Genomic DNA, 11904 nt, shown 5'->3' on the forward strand with positions numbered 1-11904 from the left:
GACCGCGACCGACGGCGACGGCGACAAGGCCTCGCAATCGCTCAACATCGGCCAGTCGCTCAACTTCCATGACGACGGCCCCTCGGTCGTGTCTCCTGAGACAGCGGTCCTCGTCAACGTCGCCGGTAGCATTGCGACATTCGATCTGGATGGGGACGCCAACATTGACAACAATGTCGGCGCTGACCAGCTTGGCACTATCAATTTCGCAAACATCACGAACGGCCAGCAGGCCACCGGCACCATAAATGGCAGCACCGTCAACCTGACATCGGGAGGCCAGTCTATCCAGCTGTTCCTTGTTGACCATGACCTCAATCCTGCCACCCCAATGCAGTTGCAAGGATGGACAGGCGGCCTAGGCACCGGAACCGAGATCTTCCAGATAACGTTGCAACCAGACGGAAGCCTGGCATCCAGCGCCGACCACTATCAGGTTCAGGTGTTTGCCGCGATTGGCGCGACGCAGCAGACGCACATCGACAATTTTTCGGCGCTTGGCTCGAACACGCAGCAATTCAAGGCGCTGGATGTGGCTGGAACCACTCACGATGTGCTGTTCTCCGGCTACGAGCGCCTGGCGAACGGCACCAGCAATGCCGCCGTGGGATCGTCTGTTTCTGCAAGTACGACTGGCATCGGCGTCGCCAACAACTCGATGAATGACGGCGACAACCTGCGGATTGATTTTGTCAATGATTTGACTGCTTCCAGCGGCAACAACAATACGTACGATTACTCCACCCACTATGACGTCAATAGCTTCCAGTTCGCCATCGTACAGGTGAACGGTAGCCTGCCTGCAGACTCGATTGAAACCTGGGTACGCATCTATAATGCCGGCGATGACGATCCGAACACCACCTCGGCGGCAGACTCTGCCGCCCTTGCGAACGACCCGCAGCTCAATACGATCACCGATATCAAAGTAAACGGCGTAAGCGTGAACCTTGCTTCGCTGACGAGTGATGGGCATGGGGGATACCTGGTCACAGGTCTCGACCTCCATGACACCGTTCTCGTGACGGCCTCCGGGACAGGGTATGACAGGATTGAAATTGAGAATGCTATCGCCACTGCACCTTCAAGCCTCAATGGCGAGTCATTCGATATTGGCGCATTTGCATTTGTCAGCACCGTCACAAATGTCCCGTCAGTCGAACTCAACTTCGATCTCGCATTGAAGGATGCAGACGGCGATACTTCTACCAGTGCTCTGGTCGTCGATCTGCTTTCGTCAGGCAGCGCAACTACGGATCATTCAAGTTCCGGCTCTTTGGTGAATGAGACGGCTGGTGCGGGAGTGGAGAATATCATCGGTTCGAATTTTGGGGATTCGCTTACCGGGAATGGCTTGGCGAATGTACTGGCCGGGCTGGACGGGAACGACACCCTGAATGGCGCAGGTGGAAACGATTTGCTTATTGGCGGCTCGGGTGACGACACCCTCATTGGCGGCGACGGCAATGACATCCTCGTTGGCGGGGCCGGCCACGACACGATGACCGGCGGCCTCGGCGCCGACACCTTTAAGCTCGACAATCTTGACCTGAACATCAAGGATCTTATCACCGACTACAATGGTGCCGAGGGTGACAAGATCGACCTGACGGCGTTGTTCGAAACTGCACCGGCCAATATTGCCGACTTCGTGAAATACGATTCGGGAACGCACACGCTCAGCGTCGATGCTAATGGCACAACCGGCGGCGCCAATTTCGTCGACGTGGCTGTCTTGAACGCGGTCCCCGCCGGCACCATCACTTTGCTTTACGACGACACAGCACATGTGCAACACACGACCACGATCTAACACCATGGTGCGCGACCGCGTAATTATGTTATACACCGCTAATATCGAGGGGAGTTCATCATGAGACATTCTGCAAGACTGCTGGTTTCCGCTGCGACGCTGTTGCTGGCAGTCGGGTCGACGAGCTTTGCCGCCGACATCATCGAAGGTCCGACGGTCGACTATTGCCGTACCGTCGGCACGTCCAACCTGGTGCTGACCGACAACATCGTCGACCTCAGGGTGCAGGTGGTGAAGCTGATGGACGAGTCGGTTGCCGCCGCCAACAGTTCGGAGTGGATCAACTCGTCCCGGCCCGTCTTCGTCTGGGCGTCGGAGGCCAAGGTCGCTTGCGGCATGGCCTACGGCTACCTGAAGACGAACTACAAGGACGAAGACACGCTCAACAAATGCGAGTGTTTTCACGATCGCATGGTCGAGTACATGCACTGACCGGATAGGCGAAGCCACGCCTGTTGGTCGTCATGACAGCCGACGGATCATTTTTGGGCGCGATCGCCGGTGCGGTCGCGTTGATCGGCTTTGGCCAGGCCGTCACGCCGGCCCGCGCCAACTGGCTGGAACGACCTTCCGTGGAACAGTCCTCCAATCCGGTGCGACCGGTGCACTGTGAGGCGGCCACGCAGTGGACCCGGCAGACATTCAAGGCGTTTGCCAGCTGCCAGGCGTCGATCTATGGCCTGGCGCTGGCGCATGCCGTCATGGAGATCGAAAGCGGGTTCGATCCCGACGTGCAGGGCGCCGATGGCGAAGTCGGCCTGATGCAGGTGATGCCGGCGACCGCCAGGATGCTCGGCTTTCGAGGCTCCCTGGACGATCTGAGCGCACCGGCGACCTTGCGCAGGCCAACAGGCTGGCCGCAGGCGATCTGTGCACCACCGTCATGAAATATCGCGCCGGCCACAATGAAAGCCGGTTCTCGGCCCTGTCAGTCCGCTACTGCCAGCGTGCGCGGGCAATCCTGGCAAGGGACGGCATCGACGTGACCGGCCCGTTGCCGGTGGCATCCTTCGGCTTTTCCGCATTTTCGCCAAGTGGCGGAGCTCCTGCCCAGGGAAAAAATGTGTGCGTGCGCCGTGTGTTCGTGCCCGGGCCGCGATACATGAAATGCGCCGACTACCGGAGTGCCGGGCAGGCACGACAGATCAAGGCGCTCAGGGCCAGGCTTTTCGGCGGTTAAAAGAAATGCAGACGGCACGGCAAGTCCGCCGTAACATGACTTGAGGGCCAGACCGGGAAGCCGGCGGCAAATAGGGGTGGAGCATTCATGGAAGCTGGCCGACGGGTCCATTGTCCACGGACATGGGCAATCACCCTTGCGCTCGCCATGATGGTGTCGGGCTGCCAATCGAAAGATCGCGTTTCCGAAGCGCTCGATCCGGCGGCGGTTGCCGTACCTGCCGGGCAGAATGGCGCCGCTGTTGCCGTACCTGCCGGGCACCATGGCGCCGCTGTTGCCGGTCCAGTCCAGGCGACCCAGTCGCTGGGCACCGGTCCGACGAAGATCACCATGCTGCTGCCGCTGTCCGCCGCCGGAACGGCAGGGGAAAACGGCCGGAAGATGCTCGATGCCACCAAGCTGGCGATGACGGATATCGGCAATGGGTTGCTTACGCTGACGGTCGAGGACACCAGAGGCGACAGCACACTGGCCAGCAAACTGGCGATAACGGCCATAACGACGGGGTCGAAGGCCGTCATCGGCCCGACCGAACTGCCGGCAGCCCAGCATATTGCCACGTTGTCGGGATCGACGCGGCCACCGGTCCTGGCACTTGCCGATAATTTCGCCGGCGGCGCCGGGGTTTATGCCGTGCCGCTTGGCGAAGCAGACAGCGCCGCGGCGGGCGCCGCGGGACTGGCGGCGAAAGGCAGCAAGAAGTTCGTACTGCTTGTCGCAGCAGGCCCAAACGCCGGCGCCATCGAAAAGCGCGTCGCAAACAGCCTCAGCATCTACGGCGCGACGCTGGCGGTCACCGTCCCGTATTCGGCCGGCGACGGTGGCGCGAAGGCGGTCGACGATATGGGCTCGCTGGTGGAAGCCCCCGACGCCGTCATCGTTGCCAGCGGCGATGGCAGTCCGTCGGCCATTCTTGCCGCCCTCAAATCAAAGGGCATTCCGGGGAAGAAGATCTCCGTCGTCGGGACGAACCGTTGGCTGGACCGTCCCTTGGATCCGCTGTTCGAGGGCGCCTATATCGCCACGCTCGATCCGCGCGAAACCGGGCCGATCGCCGACCGTTTCATGACCGCATACAACTACCCGGCCGACGTCAATGTGGCCTACGCCTATGATATGGTTGCCCTGACCGCGGGGATTGCCAGCTCGGTCGGGCCCGAAGGCTTCAGCAAGAAAATTCTCGAAAATCCAAACGGGTTTCGTGGATCGACAGGCCTGTTCCGGTTTCGGGCCGACGGATCCAGCGAACGATCGATGCCGTTCTATCGGATTGAAAAAGGTGCTCTCAAGCTGGTTGCAAAATCGACGTCGGGTTTCTGATCGGCGAGAAGCCTTGAGGACCTGTTCGGGCTGATGGGCGGGTTTGTCCACAGCCGCCAGGCGATCGGGCTCGGAAGCCTGCTGCTTCTGGCCGGCATCCTGCTGATCGGTCGAGCCGGGGCTTTGCTTTCGGTCGACCGGCCTGTCCTGGCGCCTTCGCAGGATGGTGACGACACGCAGCCAATCCGACCGGCCGCGGCCGTTATCGACGCACAACGCCGAGGGCCGGCGCGCAAGGTTGCTCAAGACCTCATCGCGCCGCCACGGCTCGATCCCGCGGAGATCGAACGGGTCGAGCCCCGCCCGCCGCTCAGCGAGCTCGGGCTCGCCGTGCCCCCGAAAACGCCGATGCCTGGGGACTGGCGGGCGGTCTTGCTCTACCGCCCGATTGCGACATCGTCGGCGATGTTCGAATCCATGGGCCGGAAGGTGATCATCAGCGGGGTGCAAGGCATCGACCCCGAGAGATCCTGCTCGTTTCACGACGTCACCTGGCCCTGCGGCCAGCGCGCACGCGCCGCCTTCAATTCGTGGCTGAGGGGACGCGCGTTGAAATGTTTCGTGCCGCCGGACGTCGAGCGTTTTGCCATCGCCGCACCGTGCAGCCTGGGCAAGCAGGATGTCGGCGCCTGGCTTGTCTCCAATGGCTGGGCCACGGCGCTGCCGAACGGCCTCTATGGCAGGGCGGAGGCGACAGCCAGGGGTGCGGAGATGGGCATGTTTGGCCCAGTGCAATAGCCGGCCATTCAACCCCTGATACTTGGTTTGTTAACCGTCACGGGCGAAGCTTTCCCCGGGAGCAAGCCATTTCGTCCGCAGCCTTGATGGGGGTCATCGCGCAATCGATTAAATTGCAAGGTTCCTTGAAACTGAAATTGCAACACACCGGCCTTATTACCAGCCCATCCACAGGAGATCGGCCAGTGACAAAGACATCGGCGAGCACCACCGCCCAGGCATGGAAAGGCGTCGTTTGGCTGACCTTTCTGGGAACCACGGCAATCCTGGCCCTTTCCGTCGGCCTCAACTATCTGCTGATGTTCTCGGAGGCGCTGACGCCATTTGGGCGCAGTATGATCACGGCGATCCTGCTGCCTGTTATCCTCGGCGTTCCGCTTTTTCTGTTCATCGGATTGAAGCAGATCGAGGTCCGTCACTATCGCCGGGAACTCGACAAGTCGGCAACTTTCGACACCATGACCGGCTGCCTGAACGGAGCGGTGTTCACATCGATGGTCGAACGAAGAACAGCAAGGCCGTCGTCGCCGGGGCCGAAATCCGGCGCCTTCCTGGTCATCCATTCGGAACAGCTGCGGTCCATCAACCTGCGCTTTGGCCTTGAATGGGGCGACGAGGCCTTGCGGCTGGTCGCGTCGACCATACGATCGTCGGTGCGCGCGGAGGACCTGGTTGGACGTATAGGGGCCTCGATGTTCGGGGTCTTCCTCTCGGGCGCCACCGAAGCGGAAGCCAGCGAAATCGGCGAGCGTATCCGGTCGCGCATCGCGCAAGTCTATTTCGCACCAAAAGGAACCGAGGATGCGCTGAGCGTCAAGGTCGGCGGCGTGGTGTTCGAAGACGAGGTGGAGTTCGCGGACATGTTCCGCTCCGTCGAGCAGCGCATGGCCGCCGTCCAGGACGGAGCCGCGTTCGAACTGACGCATCTCCACAGCTGACCGCCGGGAGCCAGCGCCATTTAGCCGGGGATCGGCTGTTTTATCGTCACCTCTCCCCCACGCTTGGCCTCCTGCTCCTCGACCGCTTCGGAGGCAATGGGGGTGACCCTGCCGCGCAGCACGCCGAAACGGGTAAAGGGGAAGGCATCGACCTTGATCGCCGTTCGCCAGCAGCACGGCGGTTTGCCGTGACGGATTGAACGGCCGTTCGTTGGTCGGCAGGACGACAGAACCGGGGTGCGTCATCCGGGGATGAATCCGCAGCAGCACATGGGTGTGGCGATCACGGATCTCGATCGTGGAAGTGTAGATGCGCACGACGACCAGACTGCCGATGGCCGCGGGCCGCGCGGCGCAATAGCTCCCTGAGCAGGAGCAATGGCGAGTTGAAGTGCCGGCCTGTCAGCCGGACGTCAACAGCGTCAAGAACGAGGCGCCAAGTGCGTGTGCCGTGAACCCGTTATCAGCGACCGCTCGCTCCGGCGGACGTCGGTTCGCGTTAGCTTCGTGACTCAGGGTTCGCGGATGCTTTCGTCGAGACCACGCAGGAGCGGATAGAGGAAATATGACAAGATCGTGCGGTTGCCCGCCTTGATCTCCGCGGATACCGCCATGCCGGGAATCAAGCGAAAACTGCTCGGCACATCACGCAGGTCGGTCGCGGTCAACTCCACCCGTGCCTTGTAGTAAGGACGCTGCTGCCCACCATTCTTCGGATCCGGCGTGAAGGTGTCGTCCGAGACGGTTCGAACCTTACCGAACAGGGTACCGTGCTTCTGGAAGGGCCACGCCTCGAGCTTCAGGCGAACTTCACTGCCGGGCTCGACATGGCCGACATCGAGCCCCCCGACAGAGACTTCTGCCTCCAACGGAGAGCCCAGAGGAACGAGGGTGTAGAGCGGCTCTGCTTCTTTCAAGACCGAGCCAACAGTGCGCTGCGCCACTTCGAGCACGATCGCGTCGGCGGGTGCGGTTAGCACCGTGACAGCCTTCCGCCGCACCGCCTTGTCGAGTTCTCTGGCCGCGGCATCGTGAACGCGGCGCACTTGGACCAGGTCCTCAGCGGTCTTCTGGCGGAACTCTGCGAGGTAAGCCGCTTCCTCGGCCTTCAAGCGCTCCACATTCTCCTCGAGCTCAGCCATGTTATTGCCCGCAAGCAGAAATTCCTGCTCGACCTGCAGCCGCTGACCTTTGGCAGAGAGATAGTCGATCTTCGAGCCGACCTCCCTCTTCACCAGAAGGTCCCGTATCGTCTCGAGATCCTTTGCCACGCCAAGGCGAACCTCCAATGCCTCGCGATCGGCGCTCTTGGTTGCCATCTGGGCTTGAACATTACGGATCTGCCGATCGTAAGAAGTCAGCTTTGCCTTGTTCTCCTCGATCCTCCGGATCCATATCGTCGACTGCAGGCGCGTTTCGTCATCCAGGTTTTGGGGCTTGTACGGCCGGTCGTCGAGTTCGGACTCGAGCCGCCCGATTTGCGCGGCGAGGCTCGCGACCTTTCCCCGCAATTGGTCGGCATCGGCTTCACTGAAAGTCGCGTCGAGGGTCGCCAATACGTCGCCTTTCCGCACGACGTCGCCCACCTTGGCGTCGATGCTGCGCACGGTCGAGATCTCGAGCGGCTGCACCACAATCGTCGAGGCCGCCGTCACCAGCTTGCCCGGTGCGACCACGATCTCGTCGACCTCGGCCACCGACGCCCAAATGCCTGCGACCATGATGACCGCGACAAGTACGTACAGCGTGGCCCCCAGGACCCGGGGCGGGCGCCGCTCGTCGATCTTGCGGGCATCGCTTTGAAAGTCTCTCACCGCTGGAAGGAGCGTGCTCATCGGGCAAGATGCCTGTTCTGCTGGTTCCATAGCTGTCGGTAAGTCATGCAGCGGGACAGAAGTTCGCCATGTTTCCCGTGATCGACGATCCGGCCGCGATCGAGCACGACAATGGCGTCCGCTGCGACGAGCGAGGACAGACGGTGCGAAACCATGACCACGGTTCGCCCCTCGGCAATGCGGGCAAGGTTTGCCTGGACGATCGCCTCGCTCTCGGGATCAAGCGCGGAGGTCGCCTCGTCCAGGATGAGGATGCGCGGTTGGCGCAGCAAGGCACGGGCGATCGACAGGCGCTGCTGCTGGCCGCCCGACAGGTTGGTGCCGCCCTCCTCGAGCAAGGTGTCGTAGCCCTGCGGCAGAAGCTTGATGAACTCGTCGGCGCCCGCCATTGTCGCGGCGTGGACGATCTCCTCCAGGGCCGCATCTGGCTTGGTCGCCCCGATGTTCTCGCGCACGGTGCCGCGGAACAGAAAGCACTGCTGCATCACGACGCCGACGTTGCTGCGCAGATGCGGGAGGTCGAGCTCGCGAATTTCATGACCGTCGATCCGCACCGAGCCCTGCTGGATCGGGTACGTGCCGCGCATCAGCCGCGTCAATGTCGACTTGCCCGAGCCGCTGCGCCCGACGATGCCGAAAACCGAACCGACCGGGATGGTCAGCGACACGTCGTTCAGGGCCGGCGGAGCGCTTTCGCTGTAGCGGAAGATCACATGCTCGAACTCGACAGTGCCCGCGATCGGCGGGCGCAGGCCGCGCACATTCGGTGGCCGCTCCGGACTGCGGTTCATGATGTTGCCGAGCATTCGCACCGAGAGCCCGGCCTCCTGGTAGCCTTGCACCAGACCGACGATCTGTGAGAGCGGCGTGGTGACCCGGCCCGACAGCATGTTGAACGCGATCAGCGCGCCCACCGTCATCTGGTTGTCGAAGACCAGCAGGGCGCCGAAGCCGATGACCGCAACCGTCAGCAGCTTTTCGAGGAGCCCGATCACCGACTGCGCCGAGGTCGAAATCCGCCCGACGTCGAACCGCGACTCGGCGGCCTGGGCGCAGAGCGCGTCCCAGTCTCGCTGGCGCAAGGGCTCGGTCGCCAACCCCTTGACCGTTTCCATGCCGTGGATGGTCTCGACGAGATAGGCCTGACGCTGCCCTTCGGCCTCGTAAAGGACGCGCAACTTGCGGCGGTAGAGCGGGATCAGCCCGCCGATCACACAAGCGGTGAGGGCGGAAAAGCCGAGCACCATCATGGCGAGGCGCCCACTGTAGAGGAACAGCAGCGGCACGACGACCAGCAGCGAGGTGGCGTCGAGCAACGTCAGGAAGAGGCGGCCGGTCAGAAACTCCCGGATCTTCTCGACCTGCTGCATGTGCTTGGTGATGACGCCGGCCGAGGCGTGCTCGAAGAAATCGATCGGCAACGACAGCAGACGCGCGAAGGTGCGGATCGAGGTGCGCACATCGATCCGCGCCGAGGCGTAGACCAGCAGGATGCGCCGCAGATAGTTGAAAATCGCGTCGAACAGGACCGCGGCGCTGACCCCGATGACGAGCACAGCGAGCGTCGTATAGGCTTGGTGCACGAGCACCTTGTCGACCGTGATCTGGATGAAGAGCGGCAGAGCAAGCGCCAGCACCTGCAGAGCGACCGCGGCCACCGCGATGTCGCGAAACATTGCCCCGTTGCGGACGACTTCCGGGAGGAACCAGGTAAACCCGAAGGGCCGGCTCTCATCCCCCAGCGCGAAGGTGCGGCGCAGCAGCAGGAGCTCGCCGGTCCACTTCCTGCAGAACGTCGCCTGGTCGAGGGGCAATACCGCGAGGCGGTCAGCAAGGGGGTCGAGGATCCCGACCTTATTCTCGTTGAAACCGAGCAGGACGACGCTGTTGCCGTTTGTCAGCCGGGCGATCACCGGATAGGCGTCGCCGAGGCGTTGCAGGTCCTTCCAGCCGACCTTCAATTTGCGGCAGCGCATGCCGCTGCTGCGGGCGATCTTCGGCAGCAGCCGGGTGATGTCGTCGTCGGGCCTCAGCGCAAAGTCGTGCTTGATGCGCTCGGGGGAAAGATCGATGCCGTAGTGCCGCCCGATGGCGACAAGGCACTGCAGTGCTGTTTCGACTGGAGATCCTTCCATGTTGCCGCGCAGATAACTCGCAGTGTCACCCTTGACGGCGCGGAGGGTGGAGGAGCTCGTTCGGGTCATCCAGGTCAGGACGAGCCATACGAACACCGTACACAGCAGGAACTGAACCGGGGGGCTCGGCCTGTGGAGCCACTCGGCGACCAGCCCGTGCCCGGCGGCGACGAGAGTGGCGAGCGCATCGGACAACCAGCGATTCAGTTCGCCATAGAGATCGTTCATGGCTCTCGCTCCGCGGTGTGCTGGCTGGTCGGCGCGTGGACGGGCGCCGTGACGCTAACGGGCCTCGGCGTGCTCCCGCTTCCACTGCGCCATGAAGGGCGGAGAGGGGTTCTGCTCGGTATGAGGGACTGACGCATTTCGGCTATTGCTCGTCGCTGAAATTTGGCGATTTCGGCAGCCGCAGCGCCGTTGCCGCAGGCGTTGCCGCCGCAGGCCATGCCGGCTGCGGCATCAGCCGCACCACCGTCGCTCCAGCCGCTGCCGTTTCCTCTCCGACCGGCGGGGGAGACGTGGGCTGGGAGCCCGGCTCGGCTCCCGGCGACCGCATCACGCCCGCCTTCTCGAGCTGTTCGCGCATGCCGTTCTGCGTCTGCAGCATTTGAGAGAAGGCCTGCAGGCTGGTAATCAGCCGCTGCGTCACGCGCGGCTCGGAGCCCGACAGCGACACCAGCTCGATGCGGATCATGCCGTGCTTGAGCGAGATCTCGCCAAACGCGTCGACAAAGGTTTCGGGCACCACGTCCATTTACCTACTCCAAAAAAGGCGGCCGGGCGTTCGGGCCCGCCGCTGCACATGCGCGTTAAGCAATCGCGACGTGGATCGAGAACGGGTCGCTCTTGGTATCATTATCGCCATCGGCGATGGTTGCCGTGAAGTTCATGTCGAGCGCCTCCGGGTTGAACGTGTTGGAAATACTGAACTCGATCACCGGGATCTTCACGGTGCCCGAACCCATGAAGAGCTGGACCGCGTCCAAGTCGTTCTTTTGGTCGATGGAGGGGATGACGAAGCTCATTTGCCCGCCGGCTTCTGGTTGCAGATCCGTGCTCGCCACCTTGGTAATCGCGCCCACGGTGATCGTGTCGTTGGCGTTGCGGGTGTAGGTCCTGTAGAAGATGCCCTCGGTCGAGGGGTCGTAGCCGCCGACCGAATTGTCGATGAAGATCTTCATGCTGCTGACCAGGAAAGCCGTCGGGTCAATGACGAAGCTTTCGTCGTAGGCACCTCCCTTTGTCGTCGAGCCGTCGACGCCGACAACGGCGTTACCGTCGAAGTTGTTGTTGGCCAGCCCGATGCCCGAGGTGCTGACATTCATCGCCGCCGGGTCGATATAGAGCGGCAGGGGGTTGGTCTGAATTTGGGCTTCGGTCTTGTTGAAATTGGCTTCGATGTCAGATACCGACGCAGTGGCTTTGACGGACGAGAACACAATTTTCTGGTTTCCGATCGTCAGCGTCTGCACCGGATCCGGCCCGCCCGCACCGAGGGTTCCGTCCGCGGTCGAAAGCGTCGTTGTCCCCCCGGGCGGGGTTGTCAGCTGGATGTTGTAGGTGCCGGACCCCGGATCGACCGCATCGAATGTCAGCTGGAACACCACCGACTGAGGGTTGACCTTGCCGTCGTTAGTGAAGTCGTCGGTGATCGTCCCGGTGAAGACATAGTTCCCATTCGCATCGGTTGTCGTCAGCGTCCCGAGCGAGGTGTTGACGGTCACAAGGGGGTGGGCGTCGATTGTGTAGTCGTTGAAGGTCACGTTCAGCGACTTGAACCCGTCCGCGCCAAGAGCGTCGGGCCAAGTGCTGCTCCCGCCTGAGGCGTAGGTCCCGTTCGTGATGTCGTTGACCGCGATGGTCGGCCCGTCATCGTCGAATTTGACGAGCAGGCCGATGTTGTTGTCGGAATCGGTGGCGGTGTCGCCGTCGCCGTCGGTGCGGG

The 11904-nt window shown here is 62.3% G+C and carries 11 protein-coding genes and 1 pseudogene; 7 read left to right on the forward strand and 5 right to left on the reverse strand.

Annotation, left to right across the window (positions count from 1 at the left end):
- The 7 genes from NKJ01_RS35180 to NKJ01_RS35210 all read left to right on the forward strand — a co-directional run.
- Positions 1-1813: calcium-binding protein (locus tag NKJ01_RS35180; protein WP_352735106.1), on the forward strand; the 1813-nt coding region annotated here is incomplete at its 5' end.
- Between the two features lie 60 nt (positions 1814-1873).
- Complete coding sequence (locus NKJ01_RS35185; RefSeq protein ID WP_023760614.1) at positions 1874-2245, forward strand: hypothetical protein; 372 nt, start codon at positions 1874-1876, stop codon at positions 2243-2245.
- Between the two features lie 53 nt (positions 2246-2298).
- Positions 2299-2700 carry a lytic transglycosylase domain-containing protein gene (locus NKJ01_RS35190; RefSeq protein WP_352735109.1) on the forward strand — a complete coding sequence of 134 codons (402 nt, stop codon included), beginning with the start codon at positions 2299-2301 and terminating at the stop codon, positions 2698-2700.
- Positions 2697-2993 carry a hypothetical protein gene (locus NKJ01_RS35195; protein ID WP_352735111.1) on the forward strand — a complete coding sequence of 99 codons (297 nt, stop codon included), beginning with the start codon at positions 2697-2699 and terminating at the stop codon, positions 2991-2993. The genes NKJ01_RS35190 and NKJ01_RS35195 overlap by 4 nt, the downstream gene beginning before the upstream one ends.
- An 87-nt stretch (positions 2994-3080) precedes the next feature.
- A complete protein-coding gene (locus NKJ01_RS35200) occupies positions 3081-4313 on the forward strand; it encodes an ABC transporter substrate-binding protein (RefSeq protein ID WP_352735113.1) in 1233 nt (410 codons plus the stop codon).
- Positions 4314-4346: 33 nt separating this feature from the next.
- Positions 4347-5051 (forward strand): thermonuclease family protein, encoded by a 705-nt coding sequence (locus NKJ01_RS35205; RefSeq protein WP_352735114.1) that lies wholly within the window; start codon positions 4347-4349, stop codon positions 5049-5051.
- Between the two features lie 185 nt (positions 5052-5236).
- Positions 5237-5989, forward strand: a complete 753-nt coding sequence (locus NKJ01_RS35210) for a GGDEF domain-containing protein (RefSeq protein ID WP_352735116.1) — start codon at positions 5237-5239, stop codon at positions 5987-5989.
- A gap of 105 nt (positions 5990-6094) precedes the next feature.
- Here the strand turns inward: NKJ01_RS35210 and NKJ01_RS35215 are convergent.
- The 5 genes and pseudogenes from NKJ01_RS35215 to NKJ01_RS35235 form a co-directional block, all read right to left on the reverse strand.
- Positions 6095-6352: pseudogene (locus tag NKJ01_RS35215) on the reverse strand (IS21 family transposase); the annotation flags it as partial.
- A 149-nt stretch (positions 6353-6501) separates the two neighbouring features.
- On the reverse strand, positions 6502-7824 hold the full coding sequence (locus NKJ01_RS35220) for an HlyD family type I secretion periplasmic adaptor subunit (RefSeq protein WP_352735118.1): 1323 nt from the start codon (positions 7822-7824) through the stop codon (positions 6502-6504).
- Positions 7821-9959 (reverse strand): peptidase domain-containing ABC transporter, encoded by a 2139-nt coding sequence (locus tag NKJ01_RS35225; RefSeq protein ID WP_352735124.1) that lies wholly within the window; start codon positions 9957-9959, stop codon positions 7821-7823. The genes NKJ01_RS35220 and NKJ01_RS35225 overlap by 4 nt, the downstream gene beginning before the upstream one ends.
- 370 nt (positions 9960-10329) lie before the next feature.
- A complete protein-coding gene (locus tag NKJ01_RS35230; RefSeq protein ID WP_352735120.1) occupies positions 10330-10713 on the reverse strand; it encodes a hypothetical protein in 384 nt (127 codons plus the stop codon).
- Between the two features lie 55 nt (positions 10714-10768).
- Positions 10769-11904: hypothetical protein (locus tag NKJ01_RS35235; protein ID WP_352735122.1), on the reverse strand; the 1136-nt coding region annotated here is incomplete at its 5' end.

The sequence above is a fragment of the Mesorhizobium sp. M0276 genome (genome assembly GCF_040321755.1).
Lineage (GTDB): Bacteria > Pseudomonadota > Alphaproteobacteria > Rhizobiales > Rhizobiaceae > Mesorhizobium.

Bases quoted from the DNA above. Each gene is read 5' to 3' on its own strand.
- NKJ01_RS35185 (WP_023760614.1), top strand. From the start codon at position 1,874: ATGAGACATTCTGCAAGACTGCTGGTTTCCGCTGCGACGCTGTTGCTG.
- NKJ01_RS35195 (WP_352735111.1), top strand. From the start codon at position 2,697: ATGAAATATCGCGCCGGCCACAATGAAAGCCGGTTCTCGGCCCTGTCA.
- NKJ01_RS35200 (WP_352735113.1), top strand. From the start codon at position 3,081: ATGGAAGCTGGCCGACGGGTCCATTGTCCACGGACATGGGCAATCACC.
- NKJ01_RS35205 (WP_352735114.1), top strand. From the start codon at position 4,347: ATGGGCGGGTTTGTCCACAGCCGCCAGGCGATCGGGCTCGGAAGCCTG.
- NKJ01_RS35220 (WP_352735118.1), bottom strand. From the start codon at position 7,824: ATGAGCACGCTCCTTCCAGCGGTGAGAGACTTTCAAAGCGATGCCCGC.
- NKJ01_RS35225 (WP_352735124.1), bottom strand. From the start codon at position 9,959: ATGGAAGGATCTCCAGTCGAAACAGCACTGCAGTGCCTTGTCGCCATC.
- NKJ01_RS35230 (WP_352735120.1), bottom strand. From the start codon at position 10,713: ATGGACGTGGTGCCCGAAACCTTTGTCGACGCGTTTGGCGAGATCTCG.